The sequence below is a fragment of the Microbacterium sp. B35-04 genome, assembly GCF_010634885.1.
Classification (GTDB): domain Bacteria; phylum Actinomycetota; class Actinomycetes; order Actinomycetales; family Microbacteriaceae; genus Microbacterium.
In genome coordinates this window covers 15,088-37,066 of sequence record NZ_MWLP01000032.1, presented here as the reverse complement: position 1 = coordinate 37,066, position 21,979 = coordinate 15,088, and the positions used below count along the sequence as shown (strand labels likewise).

The 21,979-nt window shown below is 71.8% G+C and carries 20 protein-coding genes and 1 pseudogene; 5 read left to right on the top strand and 16 right to left on the bottom strand.

Annotation, left to right across the window (positions count from 1 at the left end; translation table 11 throughout):
* Window positions 1–875, top strand: a pseudogene (locus B1729_RS09065) (FAD-binding oxidoreductase); the annotation flags it as partial.
* 41 nt (window positions 876–916) lie between these two features.
* Here B1729_RS09065 and B1729_RS09060 read toward each other — a convergent pair.
* Window positions 917–2,137, bottom strand: a complete 1,221-nt coding sequence (locus B1729_RS09060) for a nucleotide disphospho-sugar-binding domain-containing protein (RefSeq protein ID WP_163632208.1) — start codon at window positions 2,135–2,137, stop codon at window positions 917–919.
* Between the two features lie 129 nt (window positions 2,138–2,266).
* Here B1729_RS09060 and B1729_RS09055 point away from each other — a divergent pair, with 129 nt between their 5' ends.
* Together B1729_RS09055 and dcd are read left to right on the top strand one after the other, a co-directional pair.
* Window positions 2,267–2,893, top strand: a complete 627-nt coding sequence (locus B1729_RS09055) for a DUF1349 domain-containing protein (protein WP_239539577.1) — start codon at window positions 2,267–2,269, stop codon at window positions 2,891–2,893.
* A 101-nt stretch (window positions 2,894–2,994) separates the two neighbouring features.
* Window positions 2,995–3,603, top strand: coding sequence for a dCTP deaminase (dcd, locus tag B1729_RS09050; protein WP_163615822.1), 609 nt, complete (start codon window positions 2,995–2,997; stop codon window positions 3,601–3,603).
* Window positions 3,604–3,654: 51 nt separating this feature from the next.
* Here the strand turns inward: dcd and B1729_RS09045 are convergent, their stop codons facing one another.
* On the bottom strand, window positions 3,655–4,581 hold the full coding sequence (locus B1729_RS09045; protein WP_163632207.1) for a hypothetical protein: 927 nt from the start codon (window positions 4,579–4,581) through the stop codon (window positions 3,655–3,657).
* Between the two features lie 286 nt (window positions 4,582–4,867).
* Here B1729_RS09045 and B1729_RS09040 point away from each other — a divergent pair, with 286 nt between their 5' ends.
* The gene (locus B1729_RS09040) at window positions 4,868–5,509 is read left to right on the top strand and encodes a helix-turn-helix transcriptional regulator (RefSeq protein WP_163632205.1); all 642 of its coding nucleotides are present in this window, start codon (window positions 4,868–4,870) and stop codon (window positions 5,507–5,509) included.
* 74 nt (window positions 5,510–5,583) lie between these two features.
* Here the strand turns inward: B1729_RS09040 and B1729_RS09035 are convergent, their stop codons facing one another.
* The 13 genes from B1729_RS09035 to B1729_RS08975 form a co-directional block, all read right to left on the bottom strand.
* Window positions 5,584–6,564 carry an NAD(P)/FAD-dependent oxidoreductase gene (locus B1729_RS09035; protein ID WP_163615825.1) on the bottom strand — a complete coding sequence of 327 codons (981 nt, stop codon included), beginning with the start codon at window positions 6,562–6,564 and terminating at the stop codon, window positions 5,584–5,586.
* Complete coding sequence (gene fdxA, locus B1729_RS09030) at window positions 6,557–6,886, bottom strand: ferredoxin (protein ID WP_163615826.1); 330 nt, start codon at window positions 6,884–6,886, stop codon at window positions 6,557–6,559. Before fdxA ends, B1729_RS09035 begins: the two co-directional genes overlap by 8 nt.
* The gene (locus B1729_RS09025) at window positions 6,883–8,295 is read right to left on the bottom strand and encodes an FAD-dependent oxidoreductase (RefSeq protein WP_239525513.1); all 1,413 of its coding nucleotides are present in this window, start codon (window positions 8,293–8,295) and stop codon (window positions 6,883–6,885) included. The genes fdxA and B1729_RS09025 overlap by 4 nt, the downstream gene beginning before the upstream one ends.
* A gap of 46 nt (window positions 8,296–8,341) precedes the next feature.
* Complete coding sequence (gene cobA, locus B1729_RS09020; protein ID WP_239539576.1) at window positions 8,342–9,121, bottom strand: uroporphyrinogen-III C-methyltransferase; 780 nt, start codon at window positions 9,119–9,121, stop codon at window positions 8,342–8,344.
* A 134-nt stretch (window positions 9,122–9,255) separates the two neighbouring features.
* Window positions 9,256–10,200, bottom strand: coding sequence for an ABC transporter permease (locus B1729_RS09015; RefSeq protein ID WP_163632200.1), 945 nt, complete (start codon window positions 10,198–10,200; stop codon window positions 9,256–9,258).
* On the bottom strand, window positions 10,190–11,065 hold the full coding sequence (locus B1729_RS09010) for an ABC transporter ATP-binding protein (protein ID WP_163632197.1): 876 nt from the start codon (window positions 11,063–11,065) through the stop codon (window positions 10,190–10,192). The genes B1729_RS09015 and B1729_RS09010 overlap by 11 nt, the downstream gene beginning before the upstream one ends.
* A 1-nt stretch (window position 11,066) precedes the next feature.
* Window positions 11,067–12,146: an aliphatic sulfonate ABC transporter substrate-binding protein gene (locus B1729_RS09005; RefSeq protein WP_163632194.1), complete on the bottom strand. Its 1,080-nt coding sequence runs from the start codon at window positions 12,144–12,146 to the stop codon at window positions 11,067–11,069.
* A 48-nt stretch (window positions 12,147–12,194) separates the two neighbouring features.
* Window positions 12,195–13,553 (bottom strand): GTP-binding protein, encoded by a 1,359-nt coding sequence (locus B1729_RS09000; RefSeq protein WP_239539575.1) that lies wholly within the window; start codon window positions 13,551–13,553, stop codon window positions 12,195–12,197.
* Window positions 13,553–14,542, bottom strand: coding sequence for a sulfate adenylyltransferase subunit CysD (cysD, locus tag B1729_RS08995; protein WP_163632191.1), 990 nt, complete (start codon window positions 14,540–14,542; stop codon window positions 13,553–13,555). Before cysD ends, B1729_RS09000 begins: the two co-directional genes overlap by 1 nt.
* On the bottom strand, window positions 14,539–15,282 hold the full coding sequence (locus tag B1729_RS08990; RefSeq protein ID WP_163632188.1) for a phosphoadenylyl-sulfate reductase: 744 nt from the start codon (window positions 15,280–15,282) through the stop codon (window positions 14,539–14,541). The genes cysD and B1729_RS08990 overlap by 4 nt, the downstream gene beginning before the upstream one ends.
* 145 nt (window positions 15,283–15,427) lie before the next feature.
* The gene (locus B1729_RS08985; protein WP_163632214.1) at window positions 15,428–17,149 is read right to left on the bottom strand and encodes a nitrite/sulfite reductase; all 1,722 of its coding nucleotides are present in this window, start codon (window positions 17,147–17,149) and stop codon (window positions 15,428–15,430) included.
* A 162-nt stretch (window positions 17,150–17,311) separates the two neighbouring features.
* Window positions 17,312–18,019: a CbiX/SirB N-terminal domain-containing protein gene (locus B1729_RS08980; RefSeq protein ID WP_239539574.1), complete on the bottom strand. Its 708-nt coding sequence runs from the start codon at window positions 18,017–18,019 to the stop codon at window positions 17,312–17,314.
* Window positions 18,020–18,147: 128 nt separating this feature from the next.
* The gene (locus B1729_RS08975) at window positions 18,148–19,074 is read right to left on the bottom strand and encodes a hypothetical protein (RefSeq protein WP_163632182.1); all 927 of its coding nucleotides are present in this window, start codon (window positions 19,072–19,074) and stop codon (window positions 18,148–18,150) included.
* A 117-nt stretch (window positions 19,075–19,191) separates the two neighbouring features.
* Here B1729_RS08975 and B1729_RS20720 point away from each other — a divergent pair, with 117 nt between their 5' ends.
* The gene (locus B1729_RS20720; protein WP_239539573.1) at window positions 19,192–19,893 is read left to right on the top strand and encodes a MarR family winged helix-turn-helix transcriptional regulator; all 702 of its coding nucleotides are present in this window, start codon (window positions 19,192–19,194) and stop codon (window positions 19,891–19,893) included.
* A gap of 21 nt (window positions 19,894–19,914) precedes the next feature.
* Here the strand turns inward: B1729_RS20720 and B1729_RS08965 are convergent, their stop codons facing one another.
* A complete protein-coding gene (locus B1729_RS08965; protein ID WP_239539572.1) occupies window positions 19,915–21,831 on the bottom strand; it encodes a substrate-binding domain-containing protein in 1,917 nt (638 codons plus the stop codon).
* Between the last annotated feature and the right edge of the window lie 148 nt (window positions 21,832–21,979).

Genomic DNA, 21,979 nt, shown 5'->3' with positions numbered 1-21,979 from the left:
TCGCTGCCGACCAGCTCGTCGGCGTCGAGCTGGCGACCGCCGATGGGAATCTCCGCACCGCGGACGCCGAGAGCGACCCCGACTTGCTCTGGGCTCTGCGCGGCGGCGGCCCTGGCCTCGGCGTCGTCACACAGCTGCGCTACCGACTCACCGAGATCCGCGAGGTCCATGGCGGTGTGCTGCTTTTCGAACCCGACGCTCACCTGCTTGCCGCGCTTGTCGACGCCGTCGCAGACGGCCCCGATGAGCTGTCGGCGATGGTCAACGTGTTGGCGGCCCCGCCTGCCCCGTTCGTGCCCGAGCGACTCCGCGGCCACCCGGTGCTCGCCGTCATCGGGGCACATTCGGGATCGCCGCGCGACGCCGCCGTGGCCTGGGACGTGCTCCGCGCCCTCGGGCCCGTCGTCGCGGACACGGTCGCGGCCGTGCCCTACGGGTCGCTGCTGCGCGACGAACAGGCCGGGGACGCGACCGCAGTCACGGGGGCCGGCTTCGCCGACCGCATGGACGCTGCCCGCGCGGAACGGGCCATCGCCGCCCTCGAGGACCTGCGCGCCCCGGTCGCCGTGATCAATATTCGGCCGATGGGCGGCGCGATCGCCCGGGTGCCCGTCGGCGCGACGGCCTTCGCGCACCGCGACCGCCGCGCGATGGTGATCGTGTCGACGATCTTCTCCGATTCAGCAGCGGCCGAGACCGCGCGCCCGATCGTGGACACCCTTGTCACGGACCTCTCCGACGGAGACGCCGGCTACGTCAACTTCCTCGGCGACGTGCCCGATCTCGAACGCCGCGCCTTCCCGCCGGCGACCCTCGAGCGGCTGCAACGAATCCGCGCAACTTTCGACCCGACCGGGATGTTCTCCCGCGCTTGACGAACTGGATGGCAGACGTGCCGAACCCGCTGTCATTCGGGTCAGAGCGCGGCCTCGATGATCCGAGCGCTGGCGGCGGCGCCATCCGCGTCGGCGTAGGCGCGCTGGACGTCCTGTGCGACGGCGCGGATGCCGGGGTCGGACAGCACACGGCGCACGGCGTCGAGGAATTCCGGGGACCCGACGCGCCGGGGCGCCACGGCAATGGCGTGTCCGCGCTTCTCGCACATGCGCACGTGCCAGGTCTGCTCCGGCTGCAGCCCCATTCCGACGAACGGGATGCCGGTGGCGCACGCCGTCTGGACGGTCCCCTGCCCGCCGTGCAGCACGGCGGCATCGACCAGTCCGCCCAGCCGGTGGGCCGGGAGGAGTTCAGTGACGTGGACGTTCGGCGGGAGGACGTCGTCGGGCTCGAGGTAGTGGGCGATGGGGGCGACGACGTTCACCGGCAGTTCGCCGAGCGCGCGGGCGGCCGCCACGGCGAGCTTGCGGTTCGCCGACGACCCGAGTCCCAGATAGACCAGCGGTTCGGGGGCCGCCGCGAGCTGCTCGACGATCTCGGGCAGCGGGGCGTCGATGTGGGCGAAGATCGGGCCGACCCGCTCGAACCCGTCGGGAAGGGTGAAGTCCTCGAGCTCCCATGGCATCTCGGTGAGGAGGTTCCGGTCGGCGGTGATGAGCGATGCCACCGTCCGCAGCGGCGGCACGCCGTTGGCCGTAGCGACCTTCGCGAAGGCCCGCGGCGCGAGCGGCGCCTTGGTGTAGATCCAGCGGAAGGCCGCAGTGGCCAGCCGATCCGCGAACCGAGACAGCCGGCCGCGCCCACCGACGAGGAACAGGTGGCGCGCCTGCCGCACCTGCGGCTCGGTCAAGGCGAAAGGTACGGGGTAGAAGAGCGGCACGTGCTCGGCGCGGGCGGAGATGTACGACGTCAGGTTGGATCCCGTCACCACGGCGGCGGCGCCGAGTTCGCGGATGAGCCCCCGTTCGACGTCCACCCGCGCGCCCACGAAAGCCTCTGTCAACGGGGTCTTCAGCGTCTTGCCCTGGTCGAACGCGATCAGCTGCTCCCGCTCCTGCGACGTGAGCACCGGCGTGCACGACCGGTGATCGAAACCCGCGTCGCGGATGAGCCCGACGTAATCGTCCTCGTAGCCCATGAAGAGGATGCGGTGCGCGGGATCCATCGCGCGTGCGACCTGGATCATCCTCGTCGTCTCGGCGAGGTTGAACGTCACCGGGCAGAACAGCACGGTCGCCATGGCATCCTCCGTCAGCGGCCCGCTCCGGCCGGGCGGTCAGGGCCGGGCCGCGGCATCCGTCATCGTCGTCTCGAGCGTAGGGCCCGCCGCCTTCGGTCAGCGAGGATGCCGCGCCGATAGGCTGGCGGCGTGCTGACCGATGACCGCTCCGTGTTCCGCATGCCGGCAGGGCTGCGCGATCTCGAATGGGCGGTGGGCAGCGGCACGGCGGCGCTGCAGCCCGACGGGCGCTTGGAGGTGTCGGCCGCTCCGGGCACCGACTGGACCAACGACGCCCTCGGCGGCCCGCAGCAGCACGCCGCGGCGCTGCTGGGGTTCGAGGCGCCCGACCGCTTCGCGCTGTCGACGCGCGCCGGTGTCGCCACGACGCCGCGCACGACCTTCGATGCCGCAGCGCTCGCCGTCTGGGGCGATCGCGACCACTGGGCGAAGCTCTGCTTCGAGTACTCGCCGCAGGGCGAGGCCATGGTGGTCTCTGTCGTGACCAACGTGTGGTCCGACGACTGCAACTCCGTGGTCGTCGCCGATCCCTTCGTGCACTTGCGCGTGTCGCGGGTGGGCGATCAGGTCTGGGCGTTCCACTCTTCGACGGACGGACGGCGCTGGGACTTCGTGCGGCTGTTCCGGCTCGACTGGGGCGGCCCGGTGCAGGTCGGCTTCCTCGCGCAGGCGCCTCTCGGCGACGCGTGTGTGGCCACGTTCGACGAGGTCCGCTTCTCGCCCGACCCGCCGGCAGACCTGCGCGACGGCAGCTGAGCGGTCGTCCCCGCCGCTGTCGCCACCCGGCCGCCGGCCACGTCGGCGACCAGCAGGACATCGGATGCCGGTGCGCCGGGCGGCCCCGATAAGCTGGCCTCGTGCTGCTCAGTGACCGCGACATCCGGCTCGAGATCGACGCGGGGCGCATCGGGCTCGACCCGTGGGAACCCGGAATGGTGCAGCCGTCGAGCGTGGACGTGCGCCTCGACCGCTCGTTCCGGCTCTTCGACAACCACAAGTACCCGTTCATCGATCCCGCCGAGGATCAGCCCGAGCTCACGCGCCTCATCTCCGTCGATCCCGGCGAACCGTTCATCCTGCACCCGGGCGAGTTCGCGCTGGGCTCGACGTTCGAGCGGATCTCGCTGCCCGACGACATCGCCGCCCGGCTCGAAGGCAAGTCGTCGCTGGGTCGCCTGGGCCTGCTGACACACTCCACCGCGGGGTTCATCGATCCCGGCTTCACGGGCCACGTCACGCTCGAGCTCTCGAACGTCGCGACCCTCCCGATCAAGCTGTGGCCGGGCATGAAGATCGGGCAGGTCTGCTACTTCCGCCTCACCTCGCCCGCCGAGAGCCCCTACGGCTCGGGCACGTACGGCAACCGGTATCAGGGGCAGCGGGGGCCGACGGCATCCCGTTCGTTCCAGAACTTCCACCGCACGGACGTGGGGGACACGGTCCCTGCGCCCGCGGCCGACGCGTAGGGCGAGATCTTCGCCCCAGTGCGACCCGTCACGGAGCCGGGGGGCCGGACCTCAGGGCGTCGGCTCCAGGAGGCTCGGCTCGCGCGCGTAGACCTGGACGCTCGAGCCCTCGAGCACGAACTGCAGCGCCGTGCCTCTCGGGAAGCGATCGCTCAGCTCTTCGGGTGAGTCGGGGCCGACTTCCAGTGAGGCTGTCGGGCCGAAAGCGTCCGCACCGCAGGTTCCCCCGCCGAAAGCATCCGGGGCGGTCACGATGTACAGGCAGGTCTGCGAATCTCCCGGCTGCACCGGCTGGCGAAACGTGAGCACGGTGAGACCGTGGAAGTCGTCGAACACCCGGGCGTCGGGGGGCCGCGCACCGAAGAACTCATCCGGCCACTCGCCATCGGCATCCTCGTCCAGGGTTGCGACCCTCCCCGCGCCGGCCGCCTGCACCGCCAATGTCAGGCCCACGCCGACGAGCACGCCGGCGACGACCGAAGCGGCCCAGAGCAGCCGCGTACGTCGACGCCACCACGGTGACCGCGGCGGGGCGCCGTGCCCGGCGGGATCCCCGGCGTGGGCGGGCGACGGGTCGTCGTGCGCCGCCGACGCGACCGGGTCTGCGGCCGAGGATTCGCCTCCGTCGGAGGCCGTGGCGCTGGAGGCCAGGGATGGCACAGGGTCGACGGGCGGGGCTGAACCCACCGCAGCGTCCACCGGCGTGACCCCGCTGCGGGGGGCTGCGGCATCCGTCGTCCCATCGTCGTCGGGCAGCCGCCCCGCCTCGTCCCCGCCGACGCCGGCACGCGCGACGCCGCCGGCGACCGTCTGTGTGGCGCTCCCCGCCAGGGTCAGCGTCGCGGCAGACGCCTGCGCCTCGAGTTCACGAAGCCGTGCCAGGGCGTCGGGGTCGTCCTGGATGTCGGCATGGCGCCCGTACGCGCGCTCGCGCAGGGCGCGCAGCTCGTCCAGCGGCGGTTCGGTCGGCGTTGACATCGAACCCATCCTCCCCCACCGCGGTACCGGGCGACCGCCGTGTGTGCGACTCCGGAGCTGTGTCGGGCATCCGCGCGAGGAGTGTGCGGCGGGCGATCCCAGATCGCCCGCCGCCAGGCAGCCGGCGCCCCCGCGCCGTGCCGCCTTTCGGCGACGGTCCCTCGTCCCCACTCGGGATACCGCGCCCGTGCTTACTGCACTTCGCAGTATAGAGTCGATGAGGCTGCGGTGGGCTAACTTTACGTTTCGCATCGCGAACCGCACCGGCGCGAGGAGGGAGCACACTGTGGCTGACCGCGGACTCTCGACCACGGGGTACCTCATCCTCGGGCTGCTCGCCGACCACGACTGGTCGGCCTATCAGCTCGCCGAACAGCTCGGTCGAGGCGTGGCGGAGCTGTGGCCGTCGGCCGACCGTGGTCGTTACGCCCTCCTCAACCGCCTCAGCGACGAGGGTTTCGTCCAGACCCGCCAGGAGCACACCGGCAAGCGTGCTCGCACGATCTACTCGATCACGCCGGCCGGCCGAGAGGCGCTCGCCGCGTGGCTGAGCACTCCGGTGCGTCCGCCGACGCTGGAGTTCGAGGGCATGGTGCGGGTGCTGCTCGCGGATCAGGGGTCGCTCGACGACCTGCGCGGCACGCTGGCGCGGACGAAAGAGCAGGCGCTCGCCAACCGCGAGATGTTCGCCCGCTACGCGGCGTACATCAGTGGGACCGGCGGGACCTTCCCCGAGCGTCGCCACCTCTTCGCGCTGGCGAACACGTTCATGATCGGGCATTACGAGCACATCATCGAGTGGGCCGACTGGGCCGAGGCGCAGCTCGCATCGTGGCCTGACACGGCGAGCCCCGCCACGACGCACGGCGACCAGGTGCGCGAGATGCTCGCCGCCGGCCGCCAGGCGCTGCAGCGCGACGAAGCCTGAGAGGCGCCAGTGCCCAGAGCGGCGCCGCGTGCCCCGGTGGCTCAGCCCCGCGTGACACTCCGCCCGCCCGCGTCCTAGTGGGCGGTGCGCACCCCGACGAGGTCGTGCACCAGCACGGCGGCGGCCCGCGCGCCCTGACCCGCGGCGACGATGAGCTGCTGCGGACCCGGCGATGCGGCATCCCCCGCGGCATACAGCCCGGCGACCGACGTGCGCCCGGAACGGTCGGTGACCAGGTTGCCGAACCGGTCGCGCTCGAGCTCGATGCCGCTGACGAAGTCCAGTGCCGGGTGCCACTGCGGCCGCACGAAGCCGCCGTCGATCTCGACGCGCGTGCCGTCGACGAGACGCACGGCCGACACCGCGCCGCGGTCGCCTTCGAGGTCGTCGATCGCACGCCGCTCGACGATGATCCCGGATGCCGCGAGCTCCGCCTCTTCGACCGTGTCCACGGCATCCGATCCGTTCGTGAAGACGGTGAGGCGCTCGGTCCAGCGCGCGATCAGCCGGGCGCGGGCGGCAAGGTCGGGGGTTTCGCCGATCAGCGCGAGGGGGCGATCCTGCAGCTCCCACGCGTCGCAGGCGGCGCAGCTGAAGATCGTCATGCCGTAGTAGGCGCGGAGGCTCGGGATGCCGGGGAGTGTCTCGCGCAGCCCGGTCGCCACGAGCACGGAGCGCGCCGCGACGGCGGGCGGGGTGGCGACGCCACGGCCCTGCAGCGCGGCGATGAAGCGCAGTCCCTCGTCGCCCGCGCGCTCGAGCAGCGCCGTGACGACGGTGCGATCGAGCACCCGCACGTTGGGATACGCGGCGAGCTCGGCGCGGGCGAGCTTGCGCAGCTCGAGGGGTGAGACGCCGTCGCGGGTGAGGAAGCCGTGCGACCGCAGGGTGGCGGCGTTGCGTGGCCGTCCCGCGTCCACCACCACGACCGAGGCTCGCGCGCGGCCCAGGTTGAGGGCCGCCGACAGCCCGGCGGGGCCGCCACCGATGATCACGACGTCGACCTCAGTGCTCGATGGCGCAGTGGAGCCCGCCGTGGGAAGGGGGTCAGTCATGGCCGTCTCCTTGGGGAGGAAGCGTCGCGATGACCGGGTGGTCCTTCGCGATGACGCCGGTCTTGGCCGCACCGCCGGGCGAGCCGATGTCGTCGAAGAACTCGACGTTGGCCTTGTAGTAGTCCTGCCACTCTTCGGGCAGGTCGTCTTCGTAGTAGATCGCCTCGACGGGGCAGACCGGCTCGCAGGCGCCGCAGTCGACGCACTCGTCGGGGTGGATGTACAGCGACCGCTCACCCTCGTAGATGCAGTCCACGGGGCACTCGTCGATGCAGGCGCGGTCCTTCACATCGACGCACGGCAGGGCGATCACATACGTCACCGGACGAGCGCTCCCCGGGAGATCCCGACCTGCTCGTCGCGCGGGACGACCTTGACGCGCTCGCGCGTGTGGATGTGGTTGGCGCCGAGGTCGCGCTCGTGCGCGTCGAGGGCGAGCCAGCCGTCCCAGGTCGTGTACGCGACCTCGCGCTCGTCGAGCACGTCGAGCACGTCGCCCTCGACGGCCGGGGCCGAGAGGCGCCCTGCCTCGACGTCCGACACGAGGTGCGCGATCGTCTCCATCGCGTCGGACTTGGTGTGGCCGATGAGGCCGACCGGGCCCCGCTTGATCCAGCCGGTGGCGTAGAGGCCCGCGATCGCCGGGGCTTCGGCGTCACCCGTGCGCGCGGCATCCTTGACCCGGCCCTCGACATTCGAGACGACGCCGGCGCGCTCGTCGAACGGGGCGCCGACCACCGGCGTGCCGTAGTAGCCGACGGCGCGGTAGACCTGCTGCACCGCGATCTCGCGGAACTCTCCGGTGCCGCGCACGCGCCCGTCGCCGGTGGGCTCGGTGCGCTCGAAGCGGATGCCCTCGACCTTGCCGTCGCCGAGGACTTCGACCGGCGAGTGGTAGAAGTGCAGGTGCAGACGGCGGCTCGCGCCCGTCGCCTCACGCGTGCGCCAGCTGTTGAGGACGCGCAGCATGACCTTGAGCTGGTTGTTCGCCGCGTTCGCCGGGTCGGCGTCGACGAAGTCCTCGTCGTGCACGACGATGTCGACGTTCGGCACCTCGCCGAGCTCACGCAGCTCGATGGGCGTGAACTTGATGTCGGCCGGCCCACGACGGCCGAAGACGTGCACGTCGGTGACGGCGGATGCCTCGAGGCCCGCGAGCACGTTGTCGGCGATCTCGGTGGAGCGGAGGTCGACCGCATGCTTCGCGAGCACGCGCGCGACGTCGAGCGCGACGTTGCCGTTGCCGATGACGGCGACCTCGGGCTGGTCGAGCGTCCACTCGGCGGGCACGTCCGGGTGACCGTCGAACCAGGCGACGAAGTCGGCTGCGCCGTACGAGCCCGGCAGATCGATGCCCGGGATGTCGAGCGTGGCGTCGCGGATGGCGCCGGTCGCGATGATCACCGCGTCGTAGCGCTCCTGCAGCTCGTCGAGCGCGATGTCGCGGCCGACCTCGACGTTGCCGATGAACCGCGTGGTGCCGGCATCCAGCATCTCGTGCAGCGAATTGACGATGCCCTTGATGCGGGGGTGGTCGGGAGCGACGCCGTAGCGGATCAGGCCGTATGGCGCGGGAAGCGACTCGAACAGGTCGATCGACACGGATCCGCCGGCCTCGACGACCGAGTTGGTGAGGATGTTGCCGGCGTAGATGCCGGCGGGACCTGCGCCGACGATCGCGACGCGGAGGTTCCCAAGATCAGAGGTGGGCACAGTGCTCGAAGAAGTCACAGTGGGGTTCTTTCGGGTCAGGCGGACGGAGCGCGCGGGCGCCCGGTCAGGCGCGGGGGCTGCGCGCGGGAGCGAGCGGGTCGTACAGCGAGAGATCGAGGGTCGCGAGTTCGGCGGGCGCGTATGGGCTCAGCCGCACGACGTCGCCGACGACCACGACGGCGGGCGAGCGGATGCCGCGGGCCGCGGCCTGGTGCGCGATGGTCGAGAGCGTCCCCACCGTCACCCGCTGGCGGGGCCCGAAGCCGTCCTCTACGACGGCGACGGGGCAGTCGCCGCCGCGCTCGCCGCGGGCGAGGATGATCGCGGAGTTCGCCAGCGTGGCGATCCCCATGAGCAGCACGACGGTGTGGTCGCGGCCGCCGCTGAGCGACGCGATCTGTTCGTGGGCGGTCGCGACGGTGAAGGCGGTCGCGACGCCGCGGTGCGTGAGTGGGATGCCGGCGATCGCGGGCACCGAGATGGCGCTGGTGATGCCGGGGACGACCTCGACGGCAACGCCGGCCTCCTGGCACGCGTGGAGCTCTTCCCCGCCGCGGCCGAACACGTAGGGGTCGCCGCCCTTGAGGCGAACGACCGTCTTGCCGTCGTGGGCGAGCTGCACGATCAGGGCGTTGATCGCGTCCTGCGGCACGGCATGGTGGCCGGGCAGCTTGCCGACGTCGATGACCTCGGCGCGCAGCGTCACGCCATCGGCGGCCAGGCCGTCGAGCACCGCACGTGCCCCGAGGCGGTCGGCGACGATGACGTCGGCCGCCTCGAGGGCGCGCAGGCCCTTGATGGTGAGGAGCCCGGCGTCGCCCGGACCGGCGCCGACGAGCCACACCTTGCCCGCGGCGTCCGACGTGGGCTCTCCAGGCTTCGCAGATTCGCGTCGGGCTCGCAGATTCTCGGCAGATTTCTGCGAGGTTCGTGCGGATCTGCGAGATTCGGATGCCGGAACCCGCCTGTCGAGGCCGGTCATCGGGCGCCTCCCGTGATGAGCAGGCCGCGGCGCTTCAGCATCCGTCGCTCGAGAGGACCGAAGAAGACGAGCTCGATGAGCACGCCGATCGCGAGGATGACGAGGATCGTGCCGAGCACGCCCGCGAGGTCGGCGAGATCGCGGCTGTTCTGCAGCATCGAGCCCAGTCCGAAGCCGATCGTGCCGCCCATCGCGATGATCTCGGCGGCCATGAGCGAGCGCCACGAGAAGGCCCAGCCCTGCTTGAGCCCGGCGAGATACCCGGGAAGCGCCGCCGGGAGGATCACGGCGGTGGCCAGCTGCCAGCGCGAGGCGCCGAGCACAGTGCCGACCCGGCGCAGCTGCGGCGGGACCTGCTCGATCCCGGCGATGAGGCCGTTGACGATCGAGGGGATCGCACCCATGAGGATGACGAAGTAGACGGTGGCGTCGGACAGCCCGAACCAGATGATGGCGGCGGGCACCCACGCGACCGACGGCAGCACCTGCAGGCCCGAGATGATGGGGCCGACCGCGCGGCGGATCGGGCGCACCTCGGCGAGGAGCAGGCCGATGGGGGTGCCGACGACGATGGCGATGAGGAAGCCGATGACGCCGCGCTCGAGGCTCGTCGCAACGGCCTCCTGCAGGCGCCCGGTGTCCCAGGCCTGTCCGAGCGCTGCGGCGACGTCGGCCGGGCCGGGGATGATGTCGGGCCGCGGCTGCGCGATCACGACGTACAGCTGCCACACGATGATCAGGAGGATGACGAAGACGATCGGCGGCACGACGCTGGCCGCGAGCCGGCGCCAGTGTCCGGGGACGGCCCCGGCGTCGGTCTGGAGCCGGTCGAGGCCGGCCTCGAGCGAGCGCAGGTCGTTCGCCTCGGTGGTCGCTCCCACCGGTTCGGCGACCCCCTGTGCCGGTCCGTGAGCGTGTCGAAGGGTGGTGTCATGCGGCATTGCGGCGGATCTCCTTCCGCAGCTGGTCGGTGATCTCGACCGAGAGGGCGGCGACCTCGGGCGACTCGATACGCCGGCCCGTGGTCTTCGTGATCTGCCACTGCTGCACGATGCGGCCGGGACGGCTTCCCATCAGCACGACGCGCTGGCCGAGGCGGGCGGCCTCGCGCACGTTGTGCGTGACGAACACGATGGTGCGGCCGGTGGCGCGCCACACGCGCTCCAGCTCCTCGTGCAGCAGGTCGCGGGTGATGGCGTCGAGGGCGGCGAACGGCTCGTCCATGAGGAGCACGGGCCGGTCCTGGGCGAGGGCGCGCGCGAGCGCGACCCGCTGACGCATGCCGCCCGACAGCTCGTGCGGGCGCTTCTCGGCGGCATCCGCCAGGTTCACCGTGTCGAGGAGGGCCAGCGCCTTGTCGCGGCGCTCGCCGCGCGGCACGCCGCGCAGGCGCAGCGCCAGCTCGACGTTCCTCCGAGCAGTGAGCCATGGCATGAGCGCCGACTCCTGGAACATGACGGCCGACCCCTCGACCGGGGTGTCGATACGGCCCGCCGACGGCCGGTCGAGTCCCGCGATGAGGTTCAGCAGCGTGGACTTGCCGCATCCCGATGCGCCCAGCAGGCACACGAACTCCCCTGGGGCGATGTCGAGCGACACGTCGTCGAGCACGACCGGGCCCGAGCCGAAGCGCTTGGAGACGCCGTCGATCCGCACGGCCGGCGCCGGCGCCGGTGCGGCGGCGGGCACGGGCGTGACGCTGTCGAAGCTCGGGGCGAGCGGGTTCGTGGTGCCCGCCTTCGCGGGCGCGCCCGCCTCCGGGACCGCGTGCGCGGCCCCGGAGGCGGAAGCGGGAGCGGTGCTCATGTCAGTCCTCGCCGAGCCCTGCGGCCGAGACGGTGTCTGCGTCGGCCGCTTCGAGCTGCTCGTTGAGCAGGCGCAGATCGAAGAGGCCCTCGATCGAGCCCTCCTTCTGGGTGCCCGCCTCGATGCCGTTCTCGACCAGCGTCTCGAACGTGTCGGCGTGCGGGTCGACCGAGAACGTCACGTGCTCGAGCGCGCGCTCGATGACGGTGTCGGCGAGCGGCTTGCCGGTCTCCTTCTCGATGGCTCCGTTGATGACGGCGGGCGCGTCGGCGGCGTTGTCGGCGATCCACTGCACCGAGGCCGCGTGGCCCTTCAGCAGGTCGGCGACGACATCCGGGTGCTCGTCCAGGAACTCCTTGCGCACCAGCAGCACCGTCGTGGGGAACTCGCCGTCCTCCCAGAGGTCGGCCTCGTCCTGCAGCACGTGCGCGCCGGCGTCCACGATCAGGCGCGACACCCACGGCTCGGGAAGCCACGCGCCGTCGAGCTCGCCCTGCTGGAAGAGCGTCAGCGTCTGCGCGTTCTCGGTCGGCGTGATGTGCACGTCGCCGCCGCCGGCGGTGTCGGTCTCGAAGCCCTCGTCCTTCAGCCATACGCGCGCCGCGACGTCCTGCGTGTTGCCGAGCTGCGGCGTCGCGATGGTCGTGCCCTCGAGGTCGGCCGCGTCGTCGATGCCGTCGCGTACGACGAGCGCCGCCCCGCCGGTCGCCGCACCCGCGATGATGCGGGCCGACTCGCCGCCGGACTGGATGAACGTGTTGATCGACGGGTTCGGGCCGATGTAGGTCGCGTCGATCGCGCCGGCCGACAGCGCCTCGATGGCCGCCGGGCCGGCGTTGAACACCTGCGTGGTCACCTCGACGTCGCCGAGCGCGTCCTGGAGGAGGCCCTCTTCGAGGCCGACGAGCGCCGGCGCGTGGGTGACGTTCGCGAAGTAGCCGAGGCGCAGCTCGCCCACCGACGGCGTGTCGTCTCCCGCCGCGGTCTCGCTCGGGGTGGCCGCCGCAGAGGCGCAGCCGGCCATCATGGCCGCCACGAGTCCCAGGGTTGTGATTGCGGTCGCGGTGCGGATTTTGTTCACGGTGTCGCCTCCTTAGATTCGGTGTTGCTCAGTGGCGTGCACGACGGGTCATTCGCGCACGATGCCGGCGGCGAGCGTGGCGCCGTCGGACGGATGGATCACGAGGAACGAGCCCCCGTGGCGGCTGGTGCGGTAGGGCTCGAGCGGCAGGTCTGCCGCCACGCGCAGCCGCACGCGGCCGATGTCGTTGGTCTCGAGCGTCTGCGCCGGCTCGTGCGTGAGCGCGTCGAGGTCGTAGCGCGACTCGATCTGCGCGACGATGGCCTGCACCGTCGCGGTGCCGTGCTTGACGAGCACACGGATGCCGGGGGTCAGCGCCCGCGCGTCGAGCTGGAAGAGCTCGGCCTCGAACTCCCGCCGTGACACCGGCAGCGAGCCGGCAGCGACGACGAGCGCGCCGCGCGCGGTGTCGATGTCGTCCGCGAGTTCGAGCGACACCGACTGCGGGGCGGTGGCCTCGTCGACCTCTGCTCCGGCGGAGCGGATGCCGGTGACCGTGGTCGTCCGGCCGGCCGGGAAGATCTCTACCCGGTCGCCCACGCGCACGACGCCGCTCGAGATGCGGCCCGCGACCGCCCGGTAGTCGCGCAGCCGCTCGGCCTCCGCGCCCTCGATGCCCGGCGCGAGGCCGCCTTGCGGGCGCAGCACGAGCTGCACCGGAAGCCGCAGCGGCTCGAGCTCCTGCTCGGGATCGTCCGCCGCGGGCAGGGTTTCGAGCAGCTCGAGCAGTGCGGGGCCGTCGTACCAGGGAGTGCGCTCCGAGCGGTCCACGATGTTGTCGCCCTCGAGCGCCGACACCGGGAGCACGTGCAGGTCCTCGATGCCGAGTTCGGCGGCGACGGCACGTGCCTGCGCGGCGACGTCGGCGAAGGCATCCGCCGAGAAGCCGGTCAGGTCGATCTTGTTCACCGCGACGATCACGTGCGGCACGCGCAGCAGCGCGACGACCGCGAGGTGGCGCTTGGTCTGCTCGAGCACGCCCTTGCGGCCGTCGACGAGCACGATCACGGCGTCGGCGGTGGTCGCACCGGTGACCATGTTGCGCGTGTACTGCACGTGGCCCGGGCAGTCCGCGAGGATGAACGACCGCGTGCCCGTCGAGAAGTAACGGTAGGCGACGTCGATCGTGATGCCCTGCTCGCGCTCGGCGCGCAGGCCGTCGGTGAGGAGGGCGAAGTCGAAGTCGCCGTGCGCGAAGCCGCGGTCGGCGGACGTGCGGGCGACCTGCTCGAGCTGGTCGGCGAGGATCGCCTTCGAGTCGTGCAGCAGCCGGCCGACGAGCGTCGACTTGCCGTCGTCGACCGATCCCGCGGTCGCGAACCGGAACAGCGTGGGGGTTCGGGGCGTTTCGTCTCGCTCGATCCTCGCTCGCTCAACGACCGGGAGGCGCGTGTCCACATTGGTCATCAGAAGTAGCCGTCCTTCTTGCGGTCCTCCATGGCCGCCTCGCTGAGGCGGTCGTCGGCGCGGGTCGCGCCGCGCTCGGTGAGGGTGGAGACGGCGACCTCGGCGACGATCGCGGCGAGGTCCGCGGCATCCGATTCCACCGCTCCGGTGCAGCTCATGTCGCCGACCGTGCGGTAGCGCACCGTGCGGCGCTCGACGGTCTCGTTCTCGCGCGGCGGAGAGAACTCGCCCACCGGACGCCACATGCCGTCCCGCGCGTAGACGTCCCGCTCGTGGGCGAAGTACAGCGGCGGCAGCGCGATGCCCTCGCGCTCGATGTAGCGCCAGACGTCGAGCTCGGTCCAGTTCGAGATCGGGAAGGCCCGCACGTGCTGGCCGGGCGTGTGGCGTCCGTTGTAGAGGCTCCAGAGCTCCGGGCGCTGGTTGCGCGGATCCCACTGCCCGAACTCGTCGCGCAGCGAGATGATCCGCTCCTTGGCGCGGGCCTTGTCCTCGTCGCGGCGGGCGCCGCCGAATACGGCGTCGTGGCGGCCGGCGGCGATGGCGTCGAGGAGCGGCGTCGTCTGCAGCGGGTTGCGGGTGCCGTCGGCGCGCTCCTGCAGCCGGCCGTCGTCGATGTAGTCCTGCACACGGGCAACTTCCAGACGGATGCCGAGTCGCTCGACGGTCTCGTCGCGGAAGGCCAGCACCTCCGGGAAGTTGTGCCCGGTGTCGACGTGCAGCGCGGGGAACGGCACGCGGCCGGGCGCGAACGCCTTGGTCGCGAGGTGCAGCACCACGACCGAGTCCTTGCCGCCGGAGAAGAGCAGCACGGGCCGCTCGAACTCGGCGACGACCTCGCGGATGACGTGGATCGCCTCGGCCTCGAGCAGGTCGAGGGTGGACAGACGCGTTTCGTCTCGCTTCGCTCGCTCAACGACCGGGGTCTCGGTCGTTGAGCGAGCGAGGGACGAGCGAGACGAAACGCTCTGGGTGTCGGAGAGGGTCATTCGTGGAGCCCGCATTCGGTCTTCGAGAGTCCGGCCCAGCGGCCGGAACGGGGGTCTTCGCCGGCGGCGACCGGCTTCGTGCACGGTTCGCAGCCGATGGAGGGGTAGCCGAACCCGACGAGCAGGTTCACCGGCGCCTTGTGCGCGGTGGCGTAGGCGAGCACGTCGTCGAAGCTCCACGCCGCGACCGGGTTGACCTTGACGAGCCCGTTGCGCTCATCCCACGTCACGAGGGGCGTGTTCGTGCGCGTGGGCGCCTCGTCGCGGCGGACGCCGGTGAACCACACCTCGTAGCCGCCGAGGGCGTCCTGCAGCGGCGCCACCTTGCGGCGCGCGCAGCAGAGGCCGGGGTCGCGCGAGAAGAGCTGCGCGCCGAACTCCGAGTCCTGCTCGGCCACTGTCTGAGACGGGGTGATGTCGACGATCCGCACGTCGAGCGCGCGCTGCACCTCGTCGCGCGTCGCGTACGTCTCGGTGAAGTGGTAGCCGGTGTCGAGGAACAGCACATCGACGCCGGGCAGCTGCTCGGCCACCAGGTGGGGGAGCGCGGCGTCGGCCATCGAGCAGGCGACGGCTGCGGCATCCGTCCCGAAATTGCGGGCGACCCACGCGACGACCTCGGCGGCGGATGCCTCGTGCTCGGTCAGACTGCCGAGCTCGAGGTTGCCCTGTTCGGCGAGGGCCTTCAGTTCTTCGGGCGTGCGCTTGACGGCGACGCGAGGTGCGAGGGAGACGGTCACAGCAGAACCCCCTTGCCCGCGCGTGGACCACCGGCGTGTCCCGATTTCACCCCTGCATGCCCCGAAAACTCCGCTTCAGAGGGCTCTTTGCGAGCGAAAGCGGGACATGCGAGGGCTGTGCGGGCGGGCATCGCGAGGGAGACGGTCATTGGAGGGCCTCCTCTTCGGCGCGGTGCGCCCACTGGGCGAACGTCTCGTCGGCCTCGCGGTCGGCGAGGAAGCGTGTGACGACGCGCTCGACGTAGTCGGCGATGCCGTCGGCGGCCACCTTCAGCCCGCGCACGGTGCGGCCGAGGCCGGGCTCGTCGCGGTTCTGCGAGGCGAGACCGCCGCCCAGGTGCACCTGGTAGCCCGGCACCTGCTCCCCGTCGATGGTGACGAGCTGGCCCTTGAGCCCGATGTCGGCGGTCTGGATGCGCGCGCACGAGTTGGGGCATCCGTTGACGTGGAGGGAGATCGGATGCGGCAGCTCGAAGCCGTTGAGACGCTCCTCGAGGTCGAGCACGGCCGCCGTCGCGTTGACCTTGGTCTCGACGATCGCGAGCTTGCAGAACTCGATGCCGGTGCAGGCGATCGTGCCGCGGCGGATCAGGCTCGGACGCGCCTGCAGCCCGAGCGCGTCGAGCTCGGCGATCAGCGGCTCGACGTTCTCGGCGGGGACGTCGAGGATGACGAGCTTCTGGTGCGGCGTCGTGCGCAGGCGGCTCGAGCCGTGCGCCTCGATGACGTCGGCCAGCTTCGCGAGGGTCGGGCCCGAGACGCGGCCGACGATCGGGGTGACGCCGATGTAGAAGCGGCCGTCCTTCTGCTCGTGCACGCCGACGTGGTCGCCGGGGGTCAGCGGCTTGGGGGCGGCGGGGCCGTCGGGGAGGGCGTACCCCAGGTACTCGTCCTGCAGCACCTGGCGGAACTTCTCGGCGCCCCACTCGGCGAGGAGGAACTTCAGGCGCGCCTTGTTGCGCAGGCGCCGGTAACCGTAGTCGCGGAAGATCTGCGCGACGCCGTGCCAGGCATCCGCCACCTGGTCCGGCCGCACGAACGCACCCAGGCGCTCGCCGAGACGCGGGGTCGTCGACAGACCGCCGCCGACCCACAGGTCGTACCCGATGCCGAGCTCAGGGTGCTCGAGGGCGACGAACGCGACGTCGTTGATCTCGTGCACGACGTCCTGGCTGGGGTGGCCGGTGAGCGCGGTCTTGAACTTGCGGGGCAGGTTCGCGAGCGACTCGTCGCCGATGAAGCGCGACGTGATCTCGTCGATCTGGGCCGTCGGATCGATGAGCTCGTCCGCCGCGATCCCCGCGACGGGCGAGCCGAGCACGACGCGCGGCACATCGCCGCACGCCTCGGTGGTGCCCAGCCCGACGGCTTCGAGGCGGCGCCAGATCTCGGGCACGTCCTCGACGCGGATCCAGTGCAGCTGGATGTTCTGCCGGTCGGTGATGTCGGCGCTGTCGCGGCCGAACTCGGTCGAGATGCCGGCGATCACGCGCAGCTGCTCGGTCGTGAGCTGGCCGCCGTCGATGCGGACCCGCATCATGAAGTACTCGTCCTCGAGCTCTTCGGGGGTCAGGGTCGCGGTGCGGCCGCCGTCGATACCGGGCTTGCGCTGGGTGTACAGCCCCCACACGCGGAACCGGCCGTGCAGGTCGGTCGGGTCGATCGACGCGAAGCCGCCCTTGGAGTAGGTCTGCTCGATGCGCTCGCGCACGCTCAGGCCGTTGTCGACCTGCTTCCACTCCTCATTGCCGTTGAGCGGCTCGGTGCCGTCGATCTTCCACTGGCCGTTCGGCTTCGACGACGCGCGCGGCGGGCGTACGGCGGCGCGCGGGCGGTCCGCCGCAGCGCGGGCTTCGGTTTCGCTGATGGTCACGGGGGCCTCCGGGTGTTCCCGGGCGTCCCCGGGCGGACCCTAACAAGGTCCTTCCGCGAGGCTAGAAGCGACCCGGCCGGGGGCCTATCCGAATGTCAAGGGACGTTAACCGGCGTAACGGGGCGTCACACAGTTGCGGGTGGACCGATTGTGGACTCAGTCCGACAAGCCCGCGGCGTCCCGGTAGCGGTCCACGACGATCTCCACCAGGGGTACGGGCGGCTCGTCGTCGCCCAGCAGCGGCGGCGCCACGGGGGCACCGGCCGCCATCCGCACGGCGAGGTCGTGGAAGTACCCCGGGGCGAGGAGGTAGTTCGCGACCACGGTCCGCGTGGCCGGTGAGGCGACGGCCTTGGCGACGGCGACGTCCAGGCGGGGGTCGGCGGCGGCGAGGAAGCCCACGCTGACATCACGGCCGAGCCGGGCGCCCAGCATCCGTCCGATCTCGCGGCAGTCCTCATTCGCGCGATCGTCGCTGGATCCCGCCACCGCGAGCACGATCTCGTCGTCCGGTGCCGGGGCGAGCGGCATCAGGCGCGTCAGGAGCACATCGACCAGCCGAGGGTCGGGGCCGAGCGCCGGTGCGATCACTACGCCGTCGCGTCCCGCGGACTGCTGCCGGAGGTCGACGCGCACGTGGTACCCGGCCGACAGCAGCAGCGGCACGATGACCACAGGCGTGCCCTCGGGGATCGCGTCGAGGGATGCCGCGACATCCGGCTGCTGCACGTCCACATGCCCGAGCCGCACCGTGACGGCGGGAAGGCGGCGGGCGACGGCCTCCACCAGTCCTGCGACGGCCGCCTGCCCTGCGGGTGACGCAGTTCCGTGCGAGATGGCGAGGAGCGCGGGCACAGTGGTCACCCGCCCATCTTGCCGCCCCGGTGTGACGCGCGTGTGACGCATCCCCGCGCCCGAGAACCGCGAAAGGGTAGATTCCCGCACATTCAGGGCGCGGAAATCTACCCTTTCGGGACTCAGGATGCCGGATCTCAGGCGGCGCCGGACTCCCGGCCGCGCGCGAACCCGGCGTCGAAGCCGCGCTCGTACGCCTGCTGCGCACCTCGGCCACCGCGGCCATGGGCGCGCTCGCCGTGGTGACCGTGGTGGGCGCGGTCGCCGTGGTGACCGTGGTGGGCGTGCTCGCCGTGGTGGCCGTGCCCGGACTCGTGGTCCCGGTGGCCGTGGTCGGCGTGCGGGTGGTCGCCGCGGCATCCCTCGCCGCCGTAGCCGCGCATCGGCTCATCGAAGCGCTCGGCCGGGTGGCCGGGGCGCCCGGGAGCGAAGCCGCGGTGGCGGTTGTGTCCGTAGCCCTCGTGGATGTCGGAGCCGAACGGCCGCGGGCCACCGGCGAAGCCCTGGCGCCAGCCCGGGCCGAAGCCATGGCCGCGGAACTCCGGGCCGAAGCCCGGGAAGCCCCGCCGGCCGAAGCCGCCGAAACCGCCGAAGCCGCGCTCGCGACCGGCGGCGCTGTCGTCCCAGCCGAATTCGCGCGCGATCGCCTCGAGCGAGTTCGTCAGGGCTGCGTACGCCTCGGCGTCGCCGACGGCGTCGACCACGCGTGAGCGGACGCCGTCGACGATCGCGCCGATGCGGTCCTTCTCGGAGCGGCCGAGGTCGGTCAGGCTCCAGGTGCCGTCGCCGTGCTCCTCGACCCAGCCGCGCTCTTCGAGGCCACGCAGGCGCTTGCCCTTGCGGGCGAGGCGCTCACGCATCTCGGGAGCGTCGATGTCGCCTGCGAGCAGATTCAGCAGCATCCAGTCGCGTCGGCTGATGCCTTCGGCTTCGAGCGCGGTCGCGAACTCGCGCGTCAGCAGCCCGTCGACCGCGCGCAGCCAGTAGCCGAGCGGACGCCGGTCGGTGGGCAGGGGAGTCTCGGACTCGTTGTCGTTCTCTGGGTTGTCAGTGATGTCGTTCATGGAAAGTCCTTTTCGAAGGGGCCGCACGAGGGGCCGCCGGATTACATGTCCAAATGCATGTGTATGCAGTGTGACATGCAATTCGGATACATGTCAAGTCGCATGTAAGTTGGACGCATGCCGTCCACACCCGACGACCCCGCCGACGCCATCGCCGCGGCGCTCGCACGCCTGCGCGGACGACGGATGCCCCGCCCGCCGTGGGCGGACGGCTCCGGGCCCCACGGCGGAGGGCCACACGCCCATGGGCACGCCGGGCCCCACGGCCACGGCGCCGGCCACGGCACCGACGGCGGCCACGGCCACGACGACGAGCACTCGGGCCACGGCCCGGATCACGCGCATGGCGACGAGCCGATCCGCGGCTTCGCGGGTCGCGGCGGTCGCGGCGGTCCCTGGGGTCGTGGTGCGACCGTTCCCGGGTTCGGCGGGCCTCCCGGGTTCGGCGGGCCGCCGTGGGGCGGCGCCGGCCGCATCGGGGGACCGGCACGCCTGAGACTGCTCGAGGCGCTGGCCGCGGCATCCCATCCGCTGTCGGTGGGTGAGATCGCCGACGCGGTGGGCGTGGATCAGCCCCGCGCGTCGCGGCTCGTGCAACAGGCGGTCGAGCTGAGGCTGGTGCGGCGCGAGGCAGACCCTGGCGACGCCCGCCGTACCCGTGTGGCGCTGACGGATGCCGGAACCCGGCTCGTGCGCGGCTTCCGGGGCGAGCGGCGCGAGGCGATGGACGCGGCGCTCGCCGCCTTCACCGACGACGAGCGCGCGGAGCTCGCGCGCCTGCTCACCAAGCTCGCCGACTCCTGGCCCGGGGCGTCGTAGCCGCGGGCCAGGGCGGTCGGGTCAGAAGCTCGTGACGAGGTCGCCGAGCACGGCCTGGAGCTTGGACGGGTCGGTCGCGTCGTAGTAGTGCGCGCCTGTGGCGCTCGAGATCGACTGCAGGGTCGCCACGTCGGCGTCGGCCCCGTAGGCGAGCGTGAAGATGAGCACCGGTGTCCCGTGGTGCATGTCCTTCAGGTTCGCCAGCATCTGATCGGCGCCGATGGTCGGCGCGTTCGGCGTGTCGTTCTCGCCGTCGCTGAGCAGCACGATCGCGTTGATGTGGTCGCTCGTCCACGACGCCGCCTGCTGTGCGGCGAACGTGTCGACCGCCTGGTACAGCGGCGTGTCTCCCATCGAGGTGAGCCCGCCGAGAGCGCCGAGGAACCCGTCGCGAGACCCGCCGATGTCGGAGACCGGCGACACCAAGCCCGGCAGCATCGCACCATCGGGACCCTGCGCGAACGCGGCGAGCCCGACGTCGTCGCCCGTGGTGAAGTGCCCGAGCGCCGCCTCGATCGCCTTGCGCGCCTGCGCGAGCTTGGTGTCGCCCGCGGGGATGGGCTCGTCCATCGACCCCGACACGTCGAGCAGGAACAGCACGTTCGCGCGCTTGCGCACCTCCGGGAACGACGTCTGCACGGCTGTCACGACGTCGGCGGCGGGGAACGCCAGCGTGCTCTGCTGGGCGGCGTCGAGCTGGCCGATCTTCGCGACGCTCTCGTCGAGTGCGCGGTTGAGATCGCGGTAGCCGGCGGCGCGCACGGCCGACTGGCCCTGCGCGGTGTGCGTGAAGCGGATGAAGTCCGCCGCGGCCTCCGCCTCGACCGGGTCGATCCATTCGCCCGTGAGTCGCATCACAGGGTTGTCGGCCGAGTAGTACCCGTCGGTGGGGTAGATCGGCACGAGCTGCTCCGACGGCGGTTCGCCCTGCGTGCGTGTGATGCCGTCGCGGCTCGTGATACCGCGGTTGTAGTCCCACACCGACTTCTCATCGACGATGACCGCCGAGAGGAAGTCGGCGGTGGAACCGGATGCCTCGGCCTGGCGCGCGTGCCAGAGGAAGTGCTCGGGCGTGGCCATGTAGTGGCTGGTCGCCGTCTCGTTCTCGTGCACCTCGGCCTGCACTCCGGGGTCCTGCACCTGGGCGGCGGTGAGGCCGGTGAGCGACCCTGCCGCTGTGCCGTACGACGCGTACATGGCGGCCTCGCCCGAGGTCGCCATCAGCGGACTGGTCTTGCCGAGCTTGAACGCGCCCCACTCCGGGTGCCCGAGACCGCTCCAGAGGTCGGGGTCGCCCGCCGCGTCGAAGATGGCGCTCCACGTCGGCGCCGCGGCATCCCATCCGATGGTCTCGGCGAGGGTCTCGGGCATCGCGATCACGACGTCGGAGATGGCGACGCTCGTGCCGTCGGCGCGCAGGTTGGTGGCTCCTTGCGACTGGGCGACGTCGACCCAGGTGGAGGAGTCGGGCAGCCACACGGTCGGCTTCTGGTCGGCGGCCAGGTTCGGGAACGCGGTCGCCACCACCGCGGCGGCGAGACCCGACTTCTCTTTCGCGGTCGTCACCGTGACGCACGACCCCGCGACGTTGCGCGGCTGGCTGTTGTAAGCGGCGGCGAGGCTCTCGACCATCTCGGCGTTCTCGAACGACGAGAGCACGCTCACGGTCGCGCACGGCTGGGCGCCGGCGGCCGCGGCCGGTTCGTCCTGCGGGAACTCGATGGCCTCGACGACCTGGGGTGCAGCGGGCGCCGGGTCTTCGGCGGCGGGCGCCGGTTCGGCGAGGTTCGACACGATCGCGTACGACACGGTGCTGATCGATCCGACCAGCACGACGATGCCGACGACGGTGGTCCACATCAGCATCCGGCGCCGGCGCTTGCGGCGGCGCTCGCGGCGTTCGTCGATCGCCGAGGGCGCCTTGGCCCTGGCAGGCACCGCGGACGATGCGGTGGATGAGAAGGTGGGAGAAAGAGCGGGGGACGATGCCGCAGGCATTGCAGCGGTATCCGGCTGAGAGGACTGGCCGCGGCGGGGTCCGGGCGCGTCCTCGTCGCCGCGCGTCTGATCGCGCATGGGCATCCTC

Bases quoted from the DNA above. Each gene is read 5' to 3' on its own strand.
- B1729_RS09000 (WP_239539575.1), bottom strand. From the start codon at position 13,553: ATGACCAATGTGGACACGCGCCTCCCGGTCGTTGAGCGAGCGAGGATC.
- B1729_RS09035 (WP_163615825.1), bottom strand. From the start codon at position 6,564: ATGACTGACCCCCTTCCCACGGCGGGCTCCACTGCGCCATCGAGCACT.
- B1729_RS08975 (WP_163632182.1), bottom strand. From the start codon at position 19,074: ATGAACGACATCACTGACAACCCAGAGAACGACAACGAGTCCGAGACT.
- B1729_RS09015 (WP_163632200.1), bottom strand. From the start codon at position 10,200: ATGCCGCATGACACCACCCTTCGACACGCTCACGGACCGGCACAGGGG.
- B1729_RS09060 (WP_163632208.1), bottom strand. From the start codon at position 2,137: ATGGCGACCGTGCTGTTCTGCCCGGTGACGTTCAACCTCGCCGAGACG.
- B1729_RS09010 (WP_163632197.1), bottom strand. From the start codon at position 11,065: ATGAGCACCGCTCCCGCTTCCGCCTCCGGGGCCGCGCACGCGGTCCCG.
- B1729_RS20720 (WP_239539573.1), top strand. From the start codon at position 19,192: ATGCCGTCCACACCCGACGACCCCGCCGACGCCATCGCCGCGGCGCTC.
- cysD (WP_163632191.1), bottom strand. From the start codon at position 14,542: ATGACCCTCTCCGACACCCAGAGCGTTTCGTCTCGCTCGTCCCTCGCT.
- B1729_RS09045 (WP_163632207.1), bottom strand. From the start codon at position 4,581: ATGTCAACGCCGACCGAACCGCCGCTGGACGAGCTGCGCGCCCTGCGC.